Origin of the sequence: Streptomyces sp. NPDC002742 (genome assembly GCF_042888885.1) — a bacterium.
Classification (GTDB): domain Bacteria; phylum Actinomycetota; class Actinomycetes; order Streptomycetales; family Streptomycetaceae; genus Streptomyces.
On record NZ_JBIAQF010000002.1, the window covers coordinates 187663 to 210118 of the forward strand.

Consider the following 22456-nt stretch of genomic DNA (forward strand, 5'->3'; position numbering starts at 1 on the left):
GCCCCCCAAGGGGGCCCCACGCCCGCGGGCGCGGGGGGTTGTGTGGCCCCCCGGCCGGCCCTCTGCGGGTCGGGGGGGCGGCCCGGGGGGGGCGCCCCGCCCCGCCCCCCCGCGACACTCACCGAAAGGCTGAGGAGCACGCACATGCCGAGGGAGCTGTGCCCCGGCGCGCCGGCCTGGCGAGGCGGGATGCGGGGACGGATGGAGCATGCGGAAGAACCGGGCGCTGACACGGAGCGGCCCCACGAGCACGCCGACTCCGACCGGCTGTGCCGGATGCCGGCCGTGTGGTTGCCGCGGGTGCGGACCGGGGTGGACGGAACCGCGTACGCCTGCCAACCGCGCGGGCCGGCGCCCGCGTTCGGGGCGGTCGGCTGCTGTCACGGCCTCGGCGGCCCCATGGTCTCCGGTACTCCGGACACTCCGCTCGCGGAGCGGACACCGGGGGAGCACCCACCGGGAGAGGCCGCCGACCTCTTCGCCCGCACGCGCCCGGTGTGGAGGGGGTTCGCGGCGACGGGCGATCCCGGCCCGCCCCCGCCTCCTCGGCAACCGGACGACGAGGATCCAAGACAGTGGCGACGCGGTGGCGGGGCATCGTCCGCCGACCGCGTCCCGGGTGATCCCGGGAAGGGGATTTTCGGAGGCCTCGACCTGCTGTGACTCCGCCCCGTGCGCAGGGTATTTCGAGCTTCAACGGATAGTCCCGGACCATCGTGGTTTTCCTATGCGGACAATTCGCCGGGTAAGTCGATGCGTTTTGCGCGGGAGGCGCTTCCGGGCGACTGTTCGAAATTCCGTGTCCGGTGCTAGTGTTGCGACGGGGGCGGGGATTTCAATTCGTCATCGACGGGGGTCGGTTATTCGTGTTCCAGGGTTCTCCTCGCGCAATAGGAAGACGTAGTTCCGTTTTCTTTCGGTGTGTGACGCGGCCGGCGCGGGAGTCACGGTGACGGAAGCGGAGGGGGTGCGCGCTGCCGGGTGGGACTTCGAAATGCTGGCCCGGCTGGTGGAACGGGCGCAGCGCGGAGACGCCCTGGCCATGGACGAGCTGCTCGGCATCCTCGCACCGTACGTCGGCCGGATCTGCGGCCCGGTGGCCCTGCAGGACGGGGCGGACGCCGCGCAGGAGGCGCTCATCGCCGTCTTCCGCAACCTCCGTCAGCTGAAGACGCCCGCGGCGCTGCTCGGATGGGTGCGCCAGATCGCGGTCCGGGAGGCGGTGAGGTTCGCCAAGCAGCGCCGACAGGGCAACACCGTTCCGGTGGAATGGGAGGACGGGCCGATCGCCGAAGACCTGCATCTCGCCTCGGACATCGCCGACGCGATGGAGAGGCTCGCCCCCGAGCACCGAGTCGTGCTGACGCTGCGTCATGTCGAGGGTCTGAGCGAGCAGGAGGTCGCGGGGTTGCTCGCGGTCCCGGTGGGGACGGTCAGGTCCCGGCTCTTCCGGGCCCGGAGGTCATTCCGCGACGCCTGGGACTGACCGGACCTCCACCCGCTGCTGCAGACGGTCGAGAAGCCTGCCCTTCCGGTGTGCCGGGCGCAGGCGCAGGACCCGGTTCAGGATCGGGCCGCCGGGCAGACGCAGGCTGCTGAAGAAGGCGAACCGGCTTCCGTCCCCGTCGGGCATCGCGGCCATACCGCTGATCAGGACCCTGCTCTGCATCAGGCACCAGCCGGGGCGCAGGACCAGTTCGAAGTGCTCGCGGTACCCGAGGGCGCCGACCGCCCGGCCGGACAATCGATCGCCGTCCCGCGAGATGAGGGTGAAGGAACGCAATCCCGGCACGATGTGCGGGAGTTCGTGCTCAAGGTCGGAGGCGACGGCCCACAACTGCTCGAAGGGCACGCTGAAGTGCCGCTCGGCGAGGTTCGGGTGCTTCGTGGCGGACGCCATGACCTTCAGCCTTCGCACGGGATCGAGTTCGACCGCCGGCCAGCTGCTGTGCGCAGCGTCGGTCATCGCTGGTGCTCCCTTTGTGTGAGGTGCGGAGAGAGTCGCATCGTTGCCCCGCACAGTCAAGGTCCGCGAGGGCCTCCGGGGAATTCGCGGACTTCTCGCCGCCTGAAGAGGAAAGGGAGTGTCTCGGCATCGCGCGACCTCTGAGTACATGACCGGCCGTACTCATGAATGGGGAAGAAAGAACCGTGCACTTCAGTGGGAAACCCCCGGCGCTGCCGCGTGCCCTTTCCTGTTCCCGCCCACGAATTCCGGGGCTGGGCTTTGCCGTCGCCTTCATGCACGAAGGGCCGCCTGTCGCGGTCCGGGCGGCGGAGCGTCGCATGTCCCTGACGATGCCCCCGCGTCGCAGAGCCGACTTCCTGACCGGCCGCAGCGCACTGCACCGTGCCGTGCGGGCCGCAGGGCTCACCGCGGGCGCCGTCCTCCGCGACGGCCCCCGACCACTGCTGCCCGACGGTATCTCGGCTTCCATCAGCCACTCCGGAGGAGTCGCCGTCGCCGTGGCCGGTCCGTCGGACCTGTTCCACACCCTGGGCGTCGACCTCGAACTGACCGCCCTTCCCCTGGAAGCGGCCCACCTGGTGCTGCGCGGCCCCGAGACGGAGCTGCTGAACGGGGACGGGGACACCGACACGGCGACCAGGCGCCTGCACGTCCTGCATTCCGCGAAAGAGGCGGCCTTCAAAGCACTCAGCCCGGTCATCGGCCCCGGGCTGCGGGGGCTGCGCGACATCCGGCTGGAGGCGTACGCCGACGGCTACCTCGCGCGGGCCAACCGGCAGCCCGGACCACTGGTGCACGTGAGCGCGCGGGAACTTCCGCAGGGCGTTCTGTGCTGGGCCGTTCCCCGGAACTGAGCCGCGCCGCACGCCGGGCACCGACTCGGCCCCGCTGCCGCGCGCCGCGCGCCCGGAACCGTACGGACACCCGCGTCGAGGCCGCTCGGCACCGCGGAACACCCGCACCCTCGCTCGTCCGCAGAGAACACCTCATGACGGAGGCCCGATCCACCATGCACGCACCCCCTCTGCTCGTACCGGCCCGGCCGGCGGACTGGACGCCGGCGGACTGGCGCGGTCGTCCGGCCGCCCAGCAGCCCGACTGGCCGGACCCGGCGCTGCTGCGCCGAGTCCGCGCGCGTCTGGCGGGCACCGCGCCGCTCGTACGGCCGCGGGAGATCCTCGCCCTGCGCCGGGCACTCGCCCGCGCCGCGTACGCCGACGCCTTCGTGGTCCAACTCGGTGACTGCGCGGAGACGTTCGAGGCCCCGACCTTCGCGGGGGTGGCGGCGCGGGTCGACCTGCTGCACACCACGGCCAGGACGATCGGCCACACCCTGCGGCGGCCCGTGATCCCCGTCGGACGCATCGCCGGGCAGTACGCCAAGCCCCGCTCCTCTCCCACCGAGCGGGTCGGCGGTCACGACATCCCCTCGTTCCGCGGTCACTTGGTGAACAGCCCGGAACCCGACCCCTCCGCCCGCGTCCCCGATGCCCTGCGGCTGCTCGACGGGCACGCGCACGCCCGTGACGTACTCGCTCTGCTGCGCGAACTCGCCGAGTCGGGTATGCCCCCGCCCGATCCGGCCCCGGACGGCACCCCCGCCGTGTGGACCAGCCACGAGGCCCTGCTGCTCGACTACGAGGAGCCCCTGGTCCGGCGCGACCCGCTGAGCGGCGCCGTGTGCCTGACGTCCACCCATCTGCCCTGGATCGGCGCGCGCACCTGTGAACCGGACGGTGCGCACGTGCGGTTCCTGTCCGGACTGACCAACCCGGTCGGCGTCAAGATCGGCCCCGGAACGGACCCGGAGCGCCTTGCGGAGCTGTGCGCCAGGCTCGACCCGGGCCACGAGCCGGGGCGGCTGGTCCTCATCTCACGGATGGGGGCGGACCGCGTGCGGACGGCCCTGCCCCCTCTGGTGGACCGGGTGGCCCGGCTCGGCCACCCGGTGGTGTGGCTCTGCGACCCCATGCACGGCAACACGTATTCCAGCGGTACGGGCCACAAGACCCGGCATGTCGACACGGTGGGCGCCGAGGTCGGCGGCTTCTTCGCCGCGGTCCGCGCGGCGAGGGGCTGGCCGGGCGGAATCCATCTGGAGGCCACCCCGGCGGATGTCACCGAGTGCGTCGGCGGGCGCGTGGGGGTCGAAGAGGCAGACCTGCCGCTGCGGTACGAGACGGCCTGCGACCCACGGCTCAACGGAGCCCAGACAGCCGAACTGGCCGCCCTGACGGCCCGGTTGTGCGGGCAGGGCTGAACGCCCGTACGGACCCCGGCACGGTCACGCGCGACACACAGCCCGAAGACCGCCGATGCCGCCGGCCCCGAGAGGTCCGGCGGCATCGGCGTGTCCGGGACCATGCTCCGCCACGGGCCGCGGACGCGGTTCTTCGTGCCGGCCGGCCGCGTTGCGTCGCCGCCGCGTCAGGAAGAAGGGAAACACGGCGGACGTTCCGACACCCGCTGGGAACCTTTGGCCCACCGGCCTCCTCCTGACAGGCCGACAGAGACGTCGGACCATCAGGAGTTTCCATGGAGAACGAGATGCCGCCCCTGCCCGAACCGGTCGCCGTGCGGCACGGCTTCGTATCGGTACGGGGGGTGCGGCTGCACACCGCCGAGGCGGGGGAGGGGGACCCGGTGATCCTGCTGCACGGATTTCCCCAGCACTGGTACGGCTGGCGGCGGCTCATCCCCGAGCTGTCCGCCGACTACCGGCTGATCTGTGTGGACCAGCGCGGCTTCGGCTGGTCAGACGCGCCCGCGAAGGGCTACGACACCGACAGCCGGGTCGCCGACATCCTGGCGCTCATGGACGAAATGGGCCTGGAAAAAGCCCGGCTGATCGGACACGACTGGGGCGCCTGGACCGGATTCCACCTGTGTGTGCGGGCCCCCGAGCGGTTCAGCCACTACCTCGCCCTGAACATGATGCACCCCTGGCCGCTGCACCGCCGGCTCATGCCGCAGTCCTGGCGCTTCTGGTACACCGCCCTGCTCGAACAGCCGCTGCTCGGCCGCTGGTTGCTGCGCCATCGGCCCGGCTTCACCCGCTATCTGATGCGCAGGGGCGTGGTCGAGAAGGCGGTGTGGACACCGGCGGCCATGAACGAGTTCGTCCGCTCCAGCCAGGAGCCCCGCCGGGCACGGGCCGGGGAGGCACTCCATCGCGCCTTCGCGATGCGGGACATCGCCAAGCTGCTTCTCGGCCGCTACAAGAAGCAGCGCCTCACCACGCCGACCGTGATCCTCGCGGGGGAGCGGGACTTCATGCTGCCGCCGGGCGTGCTCACCGGCGCCGAGGGCCACGCCGACGACCTGAGCGTGCAGATCGTGGGCGGCTGCGGGCACTACCTGCACGAGGAGCGCCCCGACCTCGTGGCGAAGACCGCGCGCGACCTCTTCTCCCGGGGCCGCTGAGCCGGGCGCGTCCATCGGGTCCCCGGGGCCGCTGACCCGGGGTGAAACATCCGTCCGAAGAATTCCGGGACCCGATGGAGTGCACCGGCGGGGTGCCGCCTCTTCTCTGGTGTCGGATGCTTCCTGCCAGCCGGTGGCATCCGCGCCACTCCCCCCGCACGCACATGCCCGCAGCAGGGCGCGTTTCGTGCTGCCCGCAGCAGGTGTCAGACCAGCATTCGCCAGGCCGAGCAGAGGGAATACACATGCCCGACGTGTCCGCACTCAATCTCGACGAGATACCCCAGCCCACCGCATCTCTCGGGCTCCTTCCGGCCGTCGCTGCGGAGAAGCACCCCGAGACACCGTTCCTGTCGGACACGCCGTGGCGTACCTACGGCCGTCCGGTGCGCACGGTCGCCGACTTCGCCCACGCCGTCGACGACTACGCCGACCGCTTCTGGGCGGCGGGGATCCGCCGGGGAGACGTCGTGGCCGTGGTCCAGCGCAACCACATCGAGGTCGAGGGCGTGATGTGCGGCCTCGGGAAGATCGGCGCGCTCCCCGCCCTGCTCTCCTCCGGCATGGAGACCGGCGAACTGCTCGAATGCTTCGCGCGCCTGGATCAGCCCTACCTCGTCGTCGACTCCCTGGGCCTGTCACGGCTCGCCGAGTCGCGGCACGCGCTCGGGCTGCTGACCCGCAACGTCCTGTGTCTGGACGAGACGGCCGAGCCCTGGGTGGTGCCGCTGCAGGAGCGGGCGGCGCACCATACCAACCCCCGTGACGAGGACGACTGGTTCGTCATCACCCACTCCTCCGGCACCACAGGCGCCCCGAAGATGGCCGCGCACTCCACCCGTTCACTGTTCGGCATGGTCGCCCCGATGATCATGATCTTCCGGGACCAGTACGCGCCGACCGACCTGAACGCCAAGCACCTCTCCTTCGTGCACGCCCGTACCTGCGCCGGCACGCTTGCCTCCCTGGAGACCGCGATGCCCGCCCTGGCCATCGCCGACCCCGACCCGGCGAACGTCAAGCGGCTGATGCTGGAACACCGGCCCACCTCGGTGGAGACCCACCCGAACGTCTACATCCAGTGGGAGTCCCTCGCCGCCGACCCCGACCGCCCCTTCCAGCGCGTGGAGCGGTTCATCAGCACCTTCGACGCGATGCACCCGCGTACCGTGCGAGCCCTGCTGAACTCCTCGGAGCATCCCGGCGCCCACTACTTCCAGGCGTACGGTCAGACCGAATCCGGTCCCATCTGCCTGCGCATCGTGACCCGGGAGGAGTCCGCGGAGTACTCGCCGCGCAACGTCGGGCACCCCGGCGGCGGCATGGAGATCCGCATCGTCGACGAGCTCGGCACGCCGCAGCCGGCGAACACACCCGGCTTCATCGAGACCCGCTCCCCGGGCCGGATGCGCGGCTACGTGGGCGGCGACCCCATGCCGCCGGACGACTCCTGGTGGCCCATGGGCGACATCGGCCGGCAGCTCGACGACGGCTCGCTGGAACTCCTCGACCGCATCGTCGAACACGTCGACGGTGTCGGCAGCCTGCTGGAGAAGGAGGACCACCTCCTGGAGGCGTTGCCCGAGCTCGTCGAGCTGGTCCTCGTCAAGTCCGAGGACGACAGCTCCGTCTTCGCCGTGGCCTGCCCGCGCCCGGGTACCGCACCCGACCCCGAGCGGTTCCGGGCCGTCGCCGCCGAAGCAGGTCTCCCCGACCTCCAGGTGCGCTTCTGGGAGTGGGAGGCGATGCCCGTCACCGGTTCCTACAAGGTCCGCAGATCGGTGCTCCGGCGCAAGCTCGCGGGCCGCATCCAGCGCACCGCTCCGTCCGGGAAGGAGGACTGACCGTCGTGGTCGCTCTCTGGGACGAACTCTCCCGCTCCCTCCACCGGGACACCTGGCTGCGCACACCGTCCCGCCAGGACGAACCGGTCTCGGGTCTCGCGCTGCTCGACCGGGCCGAACGCACCGCGGGCGCGCTGTCGGCCGCCCGCGCGGGCCGCGCGCCGCGCCGCGTGGGCCTGCTCATGGCCAACGGCGAGCCCTGGGTGCGCGGACTGCTCGCGGCGTTCCGGCTCGACGCGGCCGCCGTGCCGCTGGCCCTGCCCGTGGCCTTCGGCGGCGCGGACGCCTACGCCGCGCACGTCCGGCGGATCGCGGCGGACGCCTCGCTGGACGCGATGCTCGTGGACGGCAGCCTCGGCGGCCGTATCGTCTCCCGGGTCGCCGCGGCCGTACCGCACGTGCCGTTCATCGACATCGCCGAGCCGCCGCACCACTACGAGGACCTGCCGCCCGTACGCGGCGACGGCTCGTCCCCCGCGGTCATCCAGTACACCTCGGGCAGCACCTCGGCGCCCAAGGGCGTCGTGGTCACCCAGGACAACGTCTCCGCGGGTCTCGACGCGATCGACGACGGCACTCGATGGAGCGCCGCGGACAGCCTCGGCCAGTGGCTGCCCCTCTTCCACGACATGGGCCTGTTCACGATGCTCGCCTCGCTGCGCCAGGGCACGACCACGACCCTGTGGCAGCCCGGCGACTTCGTACGGCGGCCCATGCGGTGGCTCAGCGAGTTCGCGGCGTCCCGCTCCACGATCCTGCCCGCGCCGAACTTCTTCTACGACTACCTGATAGCGGCCGCGGCCAAGGGCATCCCCGACGACCTCGACCTCTCCGCCTGGCGGTACGGCGGCAACGGCTCCGAGCCGGTGCGGCGCAGCAGTCTGCAGGCGTTCCAGCGGACGTTCGAGCCGTACGGGCTGCGGCCGCAGGTGGTGCAGCCCAACTACGGGCTCGCGGAGGCCACGCTCATCGTCAGCACCGGCATACCGCAGTCGGCGTACCGCAGCCTCCTGGTGGAGCGTGCGGGCCTGTCCGTCGGTGACCCCGTCAGGAAGGCCCCCGAGGGACTCCCGGCGCGCCGTCTCGTCTCGTGCGGCCCACCGGTGGCGGGCCTCGACGTCAGGATCGGTGACGCCGAGGGCAGGCCGTTCGACCAGGACACCGTGGGCGAGGTGCAGATCGGCGGTGCACCCGTCACCTCCGGATACCTCGGACTGCCCGCCGAACAGCAGCCGTTCACACCCGACGGGATGCTGCGCACCGGCGACATCGGATTCCTCCACGACGGCGAGCTGTACGTCATGGGCCGGCTCAAGGCCATGGCGATCGTGCGTGGCCAGAACTACTACGCCGAGGACGTCGAGGAGATCGTCAAGTCCACGCCCGGAGTGGACCGACGTCACTGCGCGGCCTTCGCCTGGGACGCCGACGGCGACGAACGGATGGTCGTGATCTGGGAGACGAAGCTCGACGCGGACGCGGCCGCCGCCCTCGGGCAGGCCATCCGCACACGGCTTGCCGAACAACTCGGCCTGGGCGCCGTCGAGACCGTCGCGGTCTCTCCGCAGACCCTGCCGTTCACCAGCTCCGGCAAGGTCAAGCGCTCCGGCGCGGCCGACCTGTACCGCCGGCACACCGGCACCGCCCCCACCGCCCCGGAAGGACAGTACACATGAGCGTCACCGACACCCTCGCAATCGTCGTACGGGCCCTGGCCACGCAGGCCGGCGTCGACTCCGCCGCCATCGACGCCGACAAGCCCCTCTCCGCCGTCCCGGGCATCGAGTCCGTCAAGGCGCTGCGGGCGATCACGGAGATCGAGGACGAGTGCGAAGTCGTCATCCCCGACGACTTCCTCTTCGAGACCGCCTCGGTGCGTGAACTCGCCGAGTTCGTGGCCTCCCTGGCACGGGAGGGAAGCTCCGTATGACGGTGGAGACCGCCGCCCCCGACGCGCTGCTCGGAGCGCTCGGCCGGTTCACGGCCGTGCCCCGGCACATCGGCCGCTACGACACGGACGTGAAGACCGCCGCCCAGGCGCTGCGCGCCCACCCGGCGCAGGTCGTCGGACTCGCGGACGAGGGACTGCCGCACCTGGTCGATCCCGAACGCGGCCCCCTGTTCGACTACGACGACCTCATGAACGTCGGCATGTTCTGCGGCACCGGTCAGACCGTGCCCGAGCTCGGACTGCGCTTCCTGATGCGCTTCGCGGCCTCCCCGCGCGCGAGCTGGTACGCGCCGCGGGAGTGGGAGATCGGCGTCCACCCGTCGCGCACGGCGGGGGGCGTACCAGCCGGGGCCCTCGCGCATCTCCCCGACGTGTCCGTCCGAGTGCCCGACCTCTCGGCCCCCGGAGTGGAGCTGCTCTCACCGGGCTCCTTCGACGACCCCCTGCGGGCGTCCGGCTACGAGGCGACGATCCGCCTGACCGGTGCCGACCAGACGGTGCGCGATCCGCGGATCCACGCGGCCTGGAACGAGGTCGTCGATGAGCTTGCCTCGCATCGCGTCACCTACCAGACCGTCCCCGAAGCATTGCGCGCCGACCACCACCGGGCCTGGGAACTCGGCATCGCCGACTGCGTGGTGGCCTCCCGACTGCTCGCCGACCGGCTGCGCGCGGCCGGTCTCGAGGCGACCGCCCGGCGCGGTTATCTGCTCGGACTGTTCGGCAGCGACCACGCGTGGTGCGACGTCGTCGAGGACGGTGCGCACAAGTCGCTCGACCCGGTATTCGCCTTCGTCGCCACCGTCGGGGACGAGCGAGGCGTCGCCCGGTCACCGGAGTTCGCCGCCGCCTGCTTCGGAAGCCGCTTCAACCGGCTGCTGCCCTGTCGTACCGACAGCGCCCAGCCCCTCGTCTACTTCGACGGCGAACCGGCCCCGTACTGGGCCATGGTCGGCGTCGGCGCCCGCCCGCGGAGGGACTCATGAACGACGCCCGTTCGCCCGCAGGGAACGACGCCCGTTCCCTCGTACGGGACAGCCTGGAACACCCGGCCCTGGTCGACCGCATCGGTGACGACGACGACTTCGCCGCGGCGGGGGTCGGATCCGGCGAATTGATCCGGCTCGCGCTGAACCTGGAGGACCGGCTCGGCAGGCCCCTGGACGACGAGGAACTCCTCGGCCTCACCTCGGTCCGCGCGGTCGCCGGGCTGATCGGGGCGGGGGTGCGCTGACATGTGGCTCACCCACATCGTGCGGCGCGGACTCGACCGCGACCCCGAGGCCCTCGCCCTGCGCGACAGCCGCCGTGACGTCAGCTGGCGCCGGCTCGACCGTGATGTGCGGGCGCTGGCGTCCCGGTTGCGGCACGACATCCTGCCGGGAAGCCGTGTTCTCGTGCTGAGCGGCAACCGGGTCGAGGTCCTCGAAACCTACGTGGCCTGTGCGGCGGCGGGCATGGTGGCGGTGCCGGTCAACCCGGCACTCACCGACCCGGAGCTCGGCGCGATCGTGGAGTCCGTGGAGCCGTCCGCGGCGGTCGTCGAGGCCGGCTTCGTCGCACGCCTCGGTGATCTGTTTCCCGGGCTGCCCCTGATGGACATCGCGGACGTCGCCGCACTGCCTGACGAGGAGCCGGAGTCCGTACGGGCAGAGGGCGGCGGCCCGACCGATCCGGTGCTGATCCTGCACACTTCGGCGACCACGGGCCGGGCCAAGGGCGTCGTCGTGGACCAGCGTTCCCTACAGGTCAACGCGCTGTCCTGGCTGGCGGACGTGGGGCCGCGGCCGGGCACCGTGTTCCTCAACGCCGGGCCCCTGTTCCACGGCAGTGTCGTCATCGCCCTCGACCATCTCGCCGCGGGCGGCACGGTCTGCGTGCTGGACCGGTTCACTCCGCAGGGCTGTCTGGCCGCCCTCCAGCGCTGGGAGGTCGAGCAGGCCTTCCTCGTGCCGTCCATGGTCCGGCTGCTCCTGGAGGCGAAGGGCCTGGCCGGCACCGACCTGACGAAGCTCCGGCTGCTCCTGCACGGGGCCGCGCCGATGCCCGAGGAACTGGCGCGGCAGGCACACGAGCTGCTCGGCGCCGACCTCCAGACGATCTTCGGGATCACCGAGGGCGGCGGTCCGGTCCTCACCTTGCGCCCGCACACCGCCGTGGGCGAGCCCCCGGTCCCCGGCGCGGTCTGCGTCGGCCTGCCGATGCTCGGCGTCGGACTGCGGATCATCGACGGTGAGGGCCGGGACGTCCCCACCGGGGTCATCGGCGAGATCCAGGTGGCCGGCGACGGTCTGATGCAGTCGTACTGGAAGAACCCGGAGGCCACCGCCGACGTGCTGCGCGGCGGCCGGCTGGGCACACGTGACCTCGGCTGCCTCGACGCGGACGGCCGGGTCTGGGTCGTCGACCGGCGCAACGACCTGATCCTGCGCGGCGGCCAGAACGTCTATCCGGCCGAGATCGAGCATGTGCTGCGGCAGTCACCGGACGTCGCCGACGTCGTCGTCGTACCGCTGCCCTCGCGCCTGTGGGGACAGACGCCGGTGGCCTTCGTCCAGCCGGTGTCGCCCGAGCGGTTCGACGAATCGGATCTGCTCGGCCGGTGCGTCGACGGGCTGGCCCCCTACAAGAGGCCCAGCCATTTCCTGCCCGTGGAGAGCATCCCCCGCAACCCGGCGGGCAAGGTGCTGCGCGCTCGACTGCGGGAAAGGGCGAGCGAGATCATCGTCGACAGGGAGCAGACCGCATGACCACGACCGACTACACACGTCCTGAGGTGCTGACCGCCCTGGCCGGCGAGTGGGCCGTCCCGGTGTACGGCGACGCCGTCATCCAGTGGGACTACGACCGGCGCAACGACAAGATGGTCCGACTGTACAAACAGGGCAAGCAGCGGCAGTGGGACATGGACGAGCGCCTCGACTGGGACCACGAAGTGGACCCGGACGATCCGCTCGGTCTGCCGGACGACTTCATCTCCATCGCCGGCTCCAAGCTCTGGGACCGGCTGCCCGAGGGCGAGCGGCGCACCGTCCGCAGACACAGCAGCGGCTGGCTGTACTCGCAGTTCCTCCACTCCGAGCAGGCCGCCCTCATCGCCGTGGGCAAGATCCTGCTCACCGTGAGCGACCTGGACTCCAAGCTGTACGCGGCCACCCAGCTGATGGACGAGGCCCGCCACGTCGAGGGCTTCAACCGCTTCCTGCACACCAAGATCGGCCTGCGGTACGGGCTTTCGCCGTCGATAGCCGCCATGTTCGAGCATGCCATGCGCGAACCGCGATGGGACTTCGGCGTGCTGGCCGCGCACATCCTCGTCGAGAACATGGGCCTCGCCACCTTCGGCGTGCACCGCGAGCGGCTGAAGGACCCGCTGGCCCGTGCCTTCAGCGCCTACGTGGCCCGGGACGAGGCCCGCCATGTCGCCTTCGGGCGGCTGCTGTTGCGCGCGTACTACCCGCAGCTGTCCGAGCCGGAGCTGCGGGAGCGCGAGGAGTTCGTCATCGAAGGCTGCTGGGCGCTGCGCGACCGGTACGTCGACGACGACATCTGGAACACCCTCGGCTACGGCGCGGAGGCGATCGAGGCCTCCCGCCGCTCGCCGGCCAAGCGCGAGTTCCGCCGCCTCGTCTTCATGCGGATCGTGCCGGGCCTCAAGGAGATCGGCATGTTCGGCCCGCGGGTGCAGGAAGGGCTGCGGAAGATGGGCGTCCTCGGCTTCCAGGACATCGACGAGGCGGCATTGCGGGAACTCGACGACAAGGCGGCCGTCGACGCGCTGACCCGGCGTGAGATGGAGGGACGTCGGCGCGACATCCAGTCGGTCGTCGATCTCGGCGGCGGCGCCGCGAACGGCACCATCGCCTCCTGAACCGGCCCGCCGCCGTGCCGGAGTTCATCCCCCGCACTCGGGGGCGGCGGCGGGTCCACCCCTTTGTCCGGCGGCGTCCGGCGATGCCGCGGGCCCCTCGCGGGGCACGCGCCCGGACCCCGTACCGGCCTGGACGGCCCCTCACCCTCGCCTGCTCCCTTCTTCGTTCGAGCGGCGTGGGCTCGTCGACGGGCCGATGACCGGCTCCCGTCCACAAAGACCCCGGAAGAAGAGAAGTCGTCATGCCCGAAACCACCCTGCCCGCCGTGCGGCAGAACCGGCTCCGCGGTCTGGCACCGGCCGACGCGGACACCCGAGGCCGTCGCATGCTGGCCGGTCTGGCCGACGGCACCGTGCCCGGCCCTCCGGCCGCGTCCACCCTCGCTCTGCCGCCCGCGACGAGCTGGCTGCCGGGCCTGATCACCTGCGAGACGGAGTTCGACGCCGCGCTCACTCTCACCCCGGGTGTCGTGTTCGGCGGCTGGATCGCCTGCCTCGTCGACCACTTCGCGGGACTGGTGATGCTGTCCGCCCTCCCGGACGAGTCGGGCTTCCTGACCGCCCGGCTCTCCGTCGACTACCACGCACCGCTCATTCCGGGCCCCGTCCGCGTGGAGACCGAGCTGACCGGTTGCTCGACCCGTCTCGCCGTCGCCGAGGTCCGCTTCACCCAGGACGGCCGCCGCGCGTGCACGGGCACCGTCGAGCAGATCATCCACCGCAGGGGAGCGCGTGATGCGTGAGAGTGAACTGGCCACGGAGCACCGGGACTTCCGTGCCCTGGTACGTGACTTCGTCGAGCGGGAGATCGTGCCCCGCCATGACGCGTGGGAGCGCGACGGACTCGTCGACCGCGATGTGTGGCGCAGTGCGGGAAAGCTCGGGCTCCTCGGCATGGACGTGCCGCAGGAGTACGGCGGCGGGGGCGTCCGGGACTTCCGTTACCAGGTCATCATCAGCGAGGAGATCATGCGCGTCGGCGCCACCGGCGTCGGCTTCGCGCTCCACAACGACGTGGTCGCCCCCTACTTCCTGGCCCTGGCCACCGAGGAGCAGAAGCGGCGCTGGCTGCCCGGCTTCTGCTCGGGCGAACTGATCAGCGCCATCGCGATGACCGAACCGGACGCCGGCAGCGATCTGCAGGCCCTGCGCACCACCGCGCACCGCGACGGGGACGACTACGTCCTCGACGGCGCCAAGACGTTCATCACCAACGGAATCCACGCGGACCTGGTGATCGTGGTGGCCAGGACCGAAGCGCACCGAGGCGCGCGGGGACTGAGTCTTCTGGTCGTCGAGCGGGGCATGCCGGGCTTCGAGCGCGGCCGCAAGCTGGAGAAGATCGGCATGGCGGCGCAGGACACGGCGGAGCTGTTCTTCGACCGTGTCCGGGTGCCGGCCGCCAACCTCCTGGGCCGTCCGGGCCGTGCCTTCCTCCACCTGGCGGACCATCTCCCGCAGGAGCGGCTGGGTATCGCCGCGTACGCCGTGGCTGCCGCCGAGACCGCGTTCGAACAGACCCTGGCGTACTGCCGGAACCGCACCGCGTTCGGGCAGCCCATCGGCGCCTTCCAGCATGTGCGCTTCGAACTGGCGGAGATGGCGACCGAGTTGGACGTCACGCGCACCTACGTCGACCGGGCCGTGGCCGAGCACAACGCGGGTCGGCTCGACGCGGTGGACGCGGCAAAGGCCAAGTGGTGGGCCACCGACGTCCAGCGGCGGGTCCTCGACCGCTGCGTCCAACTGCACGGCGGCTACGGCTATATGAGGGAGACGCCCGTGGCCAGGGCTTTCGTCGACAACCGGGTGCACCCGATCTACGGCGGTACCAACGAAATCATGAAAGAGGTCATCGGCCGCAGCCTCGGTGTCTGAACCCGGCAGCCGGCAGCCGGCAGCCGGCAGCCGTGACCGCCGCCGCCGCGCGCACGAACCCTCACCCAACTCCCCACCGGAACGGAGACCTTCCGTGAGCGACAGACAGCTCGAGGTCTGCATCATCGGGGCCGGACCCCGCGGCCTCTCGGTGCTCGAGCGGCTCTGCGCCACCGCCCGCGGGCGAGCCGCACACACCGCGGTCGTGGTGCACCTCGCGGACCCATGCCGCCCCGGCTCGGGCCGCGTCTGGCGCACCGGCCAGTCCCACCACCTGCTCATGAACACGGTGGCCTCGCAGGTGACGCTGTTCACCGACGCGAGCGTGGAGATGGCGGGCGACCTCGCGCCGGGTCCGAGCCTCCATGAATGGGCGCATCACCTCACGCTCATGGACGAGCCGCGGGAGCGCTGGAACGACATCGGCTACGACGACCAAGTGCTCGCCGAGGCCCGTGACCTGACCCCCGACTCCTATCCGACGCGTGCTCTCTACGGTCACTACCTGGAGTGGGTCTTCCGCCGCGTGGTCCGTACCGCGCCGCCCCATGTCCGCGTCGTCGTCCACCCGATGCGCGCGGTCCGGCTGCACGACGAGTCGGACGGACGGCAGAGCGTCACGCTCGCGAACGGCACCCGCATCGGCGGCCTCGACGCCGTGGTCATGGCGCAGGGGCATCTGCCGGTGCGCGCGGACGAGTCGCAGGAGTGGCTGTCCTCGTTCGCGGCGGACCACGGGCTGAGGTACGTGCGCCCGGCCAATCCCGCCGACCTCGACCTCACGTCCGTAGGACCGGGCGAGGCAGTCGCCCTGCGCGGTCTCGGCCTCAACTTCTTCGACCACCTGGCGCTGTTCACCCTCGGCCGGGGAGGAACGTTCGAGCGGACCGGAGAAACGGAGGCGGCTCCGCTCGTCTATCACCCCTCGGGCCGTGAACCGAGACTGTTCGCCGGCTCACGGCGCGGAGTCCCGTATCTCTCCCGCGGCCGTAACCAGAAGGGCGCGCACGGCCGCCACCGCCCCCGGGTGCTCACCTCCGAGAAGCTGGCGGAGCTGCGCGGCACCGCGGACCGCGGCGGACTCGACTTCGTACGCGACCTGTGGCCGCTGGTCGCCAAGGAGGTCGAGACCGTCTTCTACGCGGCCCGGCTCACCCGGCGGGCATGCCTCTGCGAGGCGCGCCGGTTCCAGGAACGCACGCTCGGCCTGCCCTGGCGATCGGCCGAAGAGGCCGAAGTCCTGGACGAGTTCGGGATCACCCCGCAGGACCGATGGGACTGGGAGCTCGTCGCCCGTCCGTACGGCGACCGTTCCTTCCACGACGCCGACGACTACCAGGACTGGCTGCTGGACGCACTGCGCAAGGACGTGGAGGAGTCCGCGGCGGGCAATCTCGACGGCCCGTTCAAGGCGGCCCTCGACGTGCTGCGGGACCTGCGCAACGAGATCCGGATCGTCGTCGACCACGGCGGCCTCACCGGCCGTTCTCACCGCGACGATCTCGAACGCTGGTACACCCCGCTCAACGCCTTCCTGTCCATCGGCCCGCCGGCCGGCCGTATCGAGCAGATGGCGGCCCTCATGGAGGCCGGCGTCCTGACCGTCCTGGGGCCGGGCATGCGCGTGTACGCCGACGAAGGGGCCGGCGCCTTCGCCGTCGACTCCGCCGAGGTACCCGGATCGCGCGTCGAAGTGACCACGCTGGTGGAGGCCAGGCTGCCCGAACACGGCCTGCGGCTCACCACCGACCCGCTGTTGCGGCACCTCGCCGCGACGGGCGGATGCGCCGCCTTCACGGTCCATGGCCCCGAGCACGACAGTTACGAGACGGGCGGCCTCGCGGTCACCGGCCGTCCCTACCACCTGGTGTCCGCGGACGGCCGCGCGCACCCGCGCCGCTTCGCCTACGGCGTCCCGACCGAGGGCGTGCACTGGGTGACCGCCGCGGGCATCCGGCCCGGAGTGAACTCCGTGACACTCGGCGACTCGGACGCGATCGCGACGGCCCTGCTCGCCCTGGCCACGACGGCCCGTCCGGGCACCAAGGCTCTGGCCCGCCCCGGCACGCAGACCCGCGTCCGGGCGAACACGCAGACCCGCACCGTTCAGGAGGCCCGATGAGCATCGCACACGTCATGTCCGAGGCCGTCCAGGACAGTGGCCTCCTCTCACCCGTACGGGCCGGTAGCCCGGCGGAGACGGCGACCACTGACACCGCGTGCCTCCAGGCCATGCTCGACGCGGAAGCCGCTCTGGCGCGGGCCCAGGCCGGGCTGGGCACGGTACCCGCGTCGGCGGCCGCGGCCATCTCCGCCGCCGCGCGAGCCGAGCACTTCGACGTCAGGGAGGTGGCGTTGCGCGCGCGGGCGGCGGCCAATCCGGTGGTCGCCCTGGTACGGATGCTCGCCGACACCGTGGCGCAGAAGGACCCCGAGGCCGCGCACTACGTCCATCAGGGCTCCACCAGTCAGGACGTTCTCGACACCGCCCTCATGCTGGTGGCCGCCCGCACCGTGTCCCTCATCCTCACCGACCTCGACCGCACCGCCACCGCTCTGGCCGCCCTGGCCGAACGCCACCGCGACACACCGGCGGCCGCGCGCACCCTCGGCCAGCACGCCGTCCCCACCACGTTCGGCCTGAAAGCCGCCGGCTGGCTCCAGGCCGTCCTGGACGCCGAGGAGCGACTGAGCGCGATACACGAGGGCGGGCTCCCCGTCCAACTGGGCGGCGCGGCGGGCACGATGGCCGGATACCTCGCCTACGCCCGCATCCAGGGACCGGTGGGACCGGGCGGAGCGGAGGACCGCGTGCGGCGGCTGCCCGCCGCCGTCGCCGCCGAACTCGGCCTGGCGGAACCCGCCGTCCCCTGGCACACCGTGCGGACCCCCCTCGCGGACCTCGCCGGAGCGCTGTCCCTCACCACCGCCGGGCTCGGCACCTTCGCGACGGACGTCCAGCTGCTGTCCCGTACCGAGACCGGGGAGGTCACCGAACCGGGCGCCGAGGGGCACGGGGCGTCGTCGGCCATGCCGCACAAGCGCAACCCGGCCCTCGCCGCCCTGATCCGCTCGGCCGCCTACCAGATCCCGGGACTTGTGAGCGGCCTCGCGCAGGCGGCGGTGGTCGACGACGAGCGCCCCGCGGGTGCCTGGCATGCGGAATGGTGGCCTCTGCGCGAGTGTCTCAGGCTGGCCGGCGGAGCCGCCCACACCGCGGCGGAACTGGCGGAAGGACTCATCGTCCACGCCGACCGGATGCGCGCCAACCTGGCCCTCACCGGCGGCCTGGTGGTCTCCGAACGGCTCGCTGCCGTCCTCTCGTCCGAGCTGGGCAGGGCTCCGGCCAAGGCGTTGGTCGGCCGGGCATCCGCGCTGGCGGCGACCAGCGGACGGCACCTGGCGGACGTACTCGCCGAAGCCCCCGAGCTGACCGGACGGCACAGTCCCGGGTCCCTGCGGGCTCTGTGCGACCCCGAGCAGTACACCGGGGCGGCGGGGCTGCTGGTCGACCGGGTCGTCACCCGTTTCCGCACCACCCGTGCGGGCGGCTGAGTCCGGCGGCGCGCCGCGGGACCGACGCGACCGCTGCCACCGAATGCCACCACCGAATCCGCCACCGGAACCCACCACCGAATCCGCCACCGAAACCGATGCAGAAGGGCCCCACGATGACGGCAACGATCCAGCGGTGGACGACCCCGATCGGCGTGGAGGTGACCCGTACCGCGGAGCCGCTCGCCCTTCCGCCGGCCGAAGCGGAACTCGGTCGTCTGGAGAGCGCCCTCGATCTGCGCAGAGGTCTGCTGCTCTCGGGCCGTTCCGAACAGCCCGGACGCTACCGGCCTTTCGACCTCGCGCACGCGGACCCTCCCGTGGAGGTGACGGCCGTCCAGGACAGCGTGGAGGTACGCGCGCTGAACGAGCGCGGCCGGGTGCTGCTGCCGGCCCTCGCCGCCGTCCTCGTCCCGCAGGACGCGCGGTGGGACCCGGGTGCGGGACTGATCACCGTCGACATCGGCGGTGGTGACCAGCTGATCGCGGAGGAGGACCGGACACGACGCCCCTCCGTCCTGACCCTGCTGCGCACTCTCGTCGCCGGGTTCGCCAGCCCGGACGACGACCTGTGGGGGCTGTACGGGGCCTTCGGTTACGACCTGGTCCTGCGGTTCGATCCCGTACCCCTGCACCAGGACCGCGCTCCCCGCGACCGCACCATGGCACTGCACCTCCCGGACCGCATCCTGCGGATCGACCGGCGACTCGGCATCGCGGTGCGGTACTCCTACGACTTCTGCTACGCCGGCCGCTCCACCGCCGGACTCGACCGCGCCACGCCCCCCGCCCCGTACGGGCCGCCGGCCGAGCCGGCCGTATACCGCGACCACGCACCGGGCGCGTACGCGCAACTGGTCCGCCGCGCCCGGCGGCGCTTCCACGACGGTGAGATGTTCGAGGCCGTCCCGGGCCAGAGCTTCCACCGCCCCGCCCAGTCACCGCCGTCCGAGATCTTCCGCAGACTGCGGACACGCAACCCCGCACCGTACGGGCTGCTCATGAACCTCGCGGGCGGCGAGCACCTCGTCGGAGCCTCACCCGAGATGTTCGTCCGGGTCGACCCCGTGGCCGGCACCGTCGAGTCCTGCCCGATCAGCGGCACCATCGCGCGCGGCCGAGGACCTCTGGAGGACGCCGAGCAGATCCGTACGCTGCTCGACTCGCGCAAGGAGGAGTCGGAACTCACGATGTGCACGGACGTCGACCGCAACGACAAGGCCCGCGTCTGCCTTCCGGGCAGCGTCGAGCTCCTTGCCCGCCGTCAGATCGAGTTGTACTCACGGCTGATCCACACCGTCGACCACGTCCGGGGCCGGCTGCGCCCCGACCGCGACGCCCTCGACGCCTTCCTCAGTCACATGTGGGCCGTCACCGTGACGGGTGCGCCCAAGCGCGCGGCCATGGCGTTCATCGAGGAGCACGAACGCAGCCCGCGGCGCTGGTACGGCGGCGCCGTCGGGCGCATCGGATTCGACGGCGGCCTGGAGACGGCACTCACGCTGCGCACCGTCCAGATACGGGACGGGGTCGCCACCGTGCGGGCTGGAGCCACGCTGCTGTACGACTCCGATCCGGTGGCGGAGGAGAGCGAGACCCTGCTCAAGGCACTCGCACTGCTCGACGCCGTGGAGGACGCGAATCCGGCGCCCGGCGTGCCGGTGCCCGCGCCCGGCGCTTCCCCGTACCGGCCGGTCATCCCTGACGCCGAGACCGCCGCGGACGGCGGCGACCCCTGTCGCGTGCTCCTGGTCGACCACCAGGACTCCTTCGTCCACACACTCGCCGACTACCTCCGGCAGACCGGCGCGGAGGTCGTCACCTACCGTGCCGGGTTTCCGGCCGAGCTGCTCGACACCTTGGCACCGGACCTGCTCGTGCTGTCACCGGGGCCGGGACGCCCGGCGGACTTTCGTATGTCGGAACTCATCGACGCGGCACTGACGCGTGCCTTGCCCGTGTTCGGCGTCTGCCTGGGACTGCAGGGGCTGGTGGAGCACTTCGGCGGAACGCTCGGCAGACTGCGGCGGCCCGTGCACGGCAAACCCTCGTCCATCGAGGTCACCGACGGCGGCGGGACGCTCTTCAAGAACCTGCCCGCGCGCTTCGAGGCCGGGCGCTACCACTCGCTGTACGCCGAACCCCGCTCACTGCCCGGCGTGCTGGACGTGACGGCCCGCACCGCCGATGGGACGGTCATGGCCATCGAGCACCGCGAACTGCCCATAGCGGCGGTCCAGTTCCATCCGGAGTCGATCATGACGATGGGGGAGGGCGCCGGACACACGCTGATCGCCAACGCCGTCACCGGTCTCACCCGGGCCCCCTCGGCCGTCACGACCGCGAGGAACGCCCGTTGACCGGGTACGAGGAGGGCGGGGACAAGGGCGGCGGTGACAGGCCGCCCGCCCGTGACATCCCGCGCTCCCCCTTCGTCCGCAACGCCCGCCTCGCCGGGCTGCCGCTCGGCTTCGCCGGCCGCTCGGCGCTGCGCATCGGCAGGCGCCTCCTCGGTCAGCCGGACGACCTCGTCACCGCCGAACTCCAGCGCAGGACCGGTCGGCACCTCTTCCGCGTGCTCGGTGAACTCAAGGGCGGCGCCATGAAGTTCGGCCAGATGCTGTCCGTGTACGAGGCGGCGCTGCCCGCGGAGGCGATCGGCCCCTACCGGGCGGCCCTGACGCTGCTCCAGGAGGCGGCGCCTGCCCTGCCTGCCGCACGCGTCCACGCGGTACTGGAGGCCGAGCTGGGGAAGGACTGGCGCACACGGTTCGTGTCCTTCGACGACATGCCCGCCGCGGCCGCCTCGATCGGACAGGTGCACAGGGCGGTGTGGGAGGACGGCCGGGCGGTCGCCGTGAAGATCCAGTATCCCGGAGCCGCGGAGGCGCTGCTCGGCGACTACGCCCGACTCGGCCGTCTGATCCGGCTGTTCTCCGTGGCCGCTCCGGGGCTGGACGTCGAACCGATGGTGGGCGAGCTGCGGGAGCGGGTCACGGAGGAACTGGACTACCGCCTGGAGGCCGCTGCGCAGCAGGCGTTCGCCGATGCCTACCGCTCGGACATGGACGTCCTGGTCCCCGACGTGGTGACCTTCACCGAGCGGGTGCTCGTCACCGAGTGGATGGACGGTACCCCTTTCGCCACCGTGATCCGGGAGGGGTCGCAGGCCGAGCGCGACGAGACGGGGCTCCGGTACGCGCGCTTCCTGTTCTCCGGGCCCGAGCGCGCCGGACATCTCCACGCGGACCCGCACCCGGGCAACTTCCGGCGGCTCGACGACGGACGGCTCGGCGTCATCGACTTCGGCGCCGTCAAGCACCTGCCGGAAGGCTTCCCACCCGCCCTGGGCAACCTGAACCGCCTGGTGCACCAGGGCGACTGGGCGGCGGCCCAGGACCTCCTGGTCCAGGAGGGCTTCATCAGGTCCGCCGCTCCAGCCGACCACGCCGCCCTCGCCTCCCTCCTGCTCCCCGTCGCGACCCCGTCGGCCGCCGAGACATACCGCTTCACCCGCGCATGGCTCCGCGAGGAAGTGGTGCAGTCCTTCGACTGGCGCGAGGGAGGCCTGGTGCGCCGCTTCAACCTTCCACCGTCGTACGTCCTGGTGAACCGCGTCATCGGCGCCGCCACCGCGGTGCTGTGCCAACTGGAGTGCGAGATCCCGTTCCGAGCCGAGGCCCTCCGCTGGCTGCCCGGCTTCGCCGGCCCGGAGGCCGGCAGTCCCGTCGCGGAACCGCGAAGAAGACAACCGTGAGAGTTCCTCTGCGGCCCGGGACGGGTTGCTGCCAGGCTCGGCGCTCGTGATCCGGCATGACTCGCGGGGGCGTGTGGCTGTCAACTGAACGACGCGCTCGGCGGTTACTCTAGACTGCCATGTACTTTGCATCGCAAAGTTGATGCTCGGCGAGGGACCGTCTGACGGTCCGTCCACGGGCGCTGCCAAAGCGCCGGCCACAAGGGGG

Annotated in this window: 18 protein-coding genes; 17 read left to right on the forward strand and 1 reads right to left on the reverse strand. The window is 71.8% G+C overall.

What is annotated here, in order from left to right; all coding sequences use genetic code 11:
* The first annotated feature begins 994 nt into the window (after positions 1 to 994).
* Positions 995 to 1486, forward strand: coding sequence for an RNA polymerase sigma factor (locus ACFYW8_RS03565; RefSeq protein WP_389068127.1), 492 nt, complete (start codon positions 995 to 997; stop codon positions 1484 to 1486).
* Here ACFYW8_RS03565 and ACFYW8_RS03570 read toward each other — a convergent pair.
* Positions 1463 to 1966 carry an SRPBCC family protein gene (locus tag ACFYW8_RS03570; protein WP_389067164.1) on the reverse strand — a complete coding sequence of 168 codons (504 nt, stop codon included), beginning with the start codon at positions 1964 to 1966 and terminating at the stop codon, positions 1463 to 1465. The two genes, ACFYW8_RS03565 and ACFYW8_RS03570, sit on opposite strands and share 24 nt — an antisense overlap.
* A gap of 320 nt (positions 1967 to 2286) precedes the next feature.
* Between ACFYW8_RS03570 and ACFYW8_RS03575 the strand changes: the two genes are divergently transcribed.
* From ACFYW8_RS03575 to ACFYW8_RS03650, 16 genes are all read left to right on the forward strand, one after another.
* Entirely contained in the window at positions 2287 to 2823 is a 537-nt protein-coding gene (locus tag ACFYW8_RS03575) for a 4'-phosphopantetheinyl transferase (protein ID WP_389067169.1), read from the forward strand.
* A 155-nt stretch (positions 2824 to 2978) separates the two neighbouring features.
* Positions 2979 to 4229 carry a 3-deoxy-7-phosphoheptulonate synthase gene (locus tag ACFYW8_RS03580; protein ID WP_389067173.1) on the forward strand — a complete coding sequence of 417 codons (1251 nt, stop codon included), beginning with the start codon at positions 2979 to 2981 and terminating at the stop codon, positions 4227 to 4229.
* Positions 4230 to 4504: 275 nt separating this feature from the next.
* Positions 4505 to 5392 carry an alpha/beta fold hydrolase gene (locus tag ACFYW8_RS03585; RefSeq protein WP_389067177.1) on the forward strand — a complete coding sequence of 296 codons (888 nt, stop codon included), beginning with the start codon at positions 4505 to 4507 and terminating at the stop codon, positions 5390 to 5392.
* A 245-nt stretch (positions 5393 to 5637) separates the two neighbouring features.
* Positions 5638 to 7236 carry a class I adenylate-forming enzyme family protein gene (locus ACFYW8_RS03590; protein WP_389067181.1) on the forward strand — a complete coding sequence of 533 codons (1599 nt, stop codon included), beginning with the start codon at positions 5638 to 5640 and terminating at the stop codon, positions 7234 to 7236.
* Between the two features lie 5 nt (positions 7237 to 7241).
* Entirely contained in the window at positions 7242 to 8912 is a 1671-nt protein-coding gene (locus tag ACFYW8_RS03595; RefSeq protein ID WP_389067185.1) for an AMP-binding protein, read from the forward strand.
* Entirely contained in the window at positions 8909 to 9166 is a 258-nt protein-coding gene (locus tag ACFYW8_RS03600) for an acyl carrier protein (RefSeq protein WP_389067190.1), read from the forward strand. Before ACFYW8_RS03595 ends, ACFYW8_RS03600 begins: the two co-directional genes overlap by 4 nt.
* The gene (locus ACFYW8_RS03605) at positions 9163 to 10173 is read left to right on the forward strand and encodes a hypothetical protein (RefSeq protein WP_389067196.1); all 1011 of its coding nucleotides are present in this window, start codon (positions 9163 to 9165) and stop codon (positions 10171 to 10173) included. Before ACFYW8_RS03600 ends, ACFYW8_RS03605 begins: the two co-directional genes overlap by 4 nt.
* Positions 10170 to 10421, forward strand: coding sequence for an acyl carrier protein (locus ACFYW8_RS03610; RefSeq protein ID WP_389067200.1), 252 nt, complete (start codon positions 10170 to 10172; stop codon positions 10419 to 10421). The genes ACFYW8_RS03605 and ACFYW8_RS03610 overlap by 4 nt, the downstream gene beginning before the upstream one ends.
* A gap of 1 nt (position 10422) precedes the next feature.
* Positions 10423 to 11937, forward strand: a complete 1515-nt coding sequence (locus ACFYW8_RS03615) for a class I adenylate-forming enzyme family protein (RefSeq protein WP_389067204.1) — start codon at positions 10423 to 10425, stop codon at positions 11935 to 11937.
* Positions 11934 to 13058, forward strand: a complete 1125-nt coding sequence (locus tag ACFYW8_RS03620) for a ferritin-like domain-containing protein (RefSeq protein WP_389067208.1) — start codon at positions 11934 to 11936, stop codon at positions 13056 to 13058. Before ACFYW8_RS03615 ends, ACFYW8_RS03620 begins: the two co-directional genes overlap by 4 nt.
* A gap of 242 nt (positions 13059 to 13300) precedes the next feature.
* Positions 13301 to 13801 (forward strand): PaaI family thioesterase, encoded by a 501-nt coding sequence (locus ACFYW8_RS03625; RefSeq protein WP_389067211.1) that lies wholly within the window; start codon positions 13301 to 13303, stop codon positions 13799 to 13801.
* Positions 13794 to 14936 carry an acyl-CoA dehydrogenase family protein gene (locus ACFYW8_RS03630; RefSeq protein WP_389067215.1) on the forward strand — a complete coding sequence of 381 codons (1143 nt, stop codon included), beginning with the start codon at positions 13794 to 13796 and terminating at the stop codon, positions 14934 to 14936. The genes ACFYW8_RS03625 and ACFYW8_RS03630 overlap by 8 nt, the downstream gene beginning before the upstream one ends.
* A gap of 94 nt (positions 14937 to 15030) precedes the next feature.
* The gene (locus ACFYW8_RS03635; RefSeq protein WP_389067218.1) at positions 15031 to 17058 is read left to right on the forward strand and encodes an FAD/NAD(P)-binding protein; all 2028 of its coding nucleotides are present in this window, start codon (positions 15031 to 15033) and stop codon (positions 17056 to 17058) included.
* A complete protein-coding gene (gene pcaB, locus ACFYW8_RS03640) occupies positions 17055 to 18491 on the forward strand; it encodes a 3-carboxy-cis,cis-muconate cycloisomerase (protein ID WP_389067221.1) in 1437 nt (478 codons plus the stop codon). The genes ACFYW8_RS03635 and pcaB overlap by 4 nt, the downstream gene beginning before the upstream one ends.
* Positions 18492 to 18607: 116 nt before the next feature.
* Positions 18608 to 20851, forward strand: a complete 2244-nt coding sequence (locus tag ACFYW8_RS03645) for an anthranilate synthase component I (RefSeq protein WP_389067224.1) — start codon at positions 18608 to 18610, stop codon at positions 20849 to 20851.
* Entirely contained in the window at positions 20848 to 22248 is a 1401-nt protein-coding gene (locus ACFYW8_RS03650; RefSeq protein WP_389067228.1) for an ABC1 kinase family protein, read from the forward strand. The genes ACFYW8_RS03645 and ACFYW8_RS03650 overlap by 4 nt, the downstream gene beginning before the upstream one ends.
* Positions 22249 to 22456: the final 208 nt, after the last annotated feature.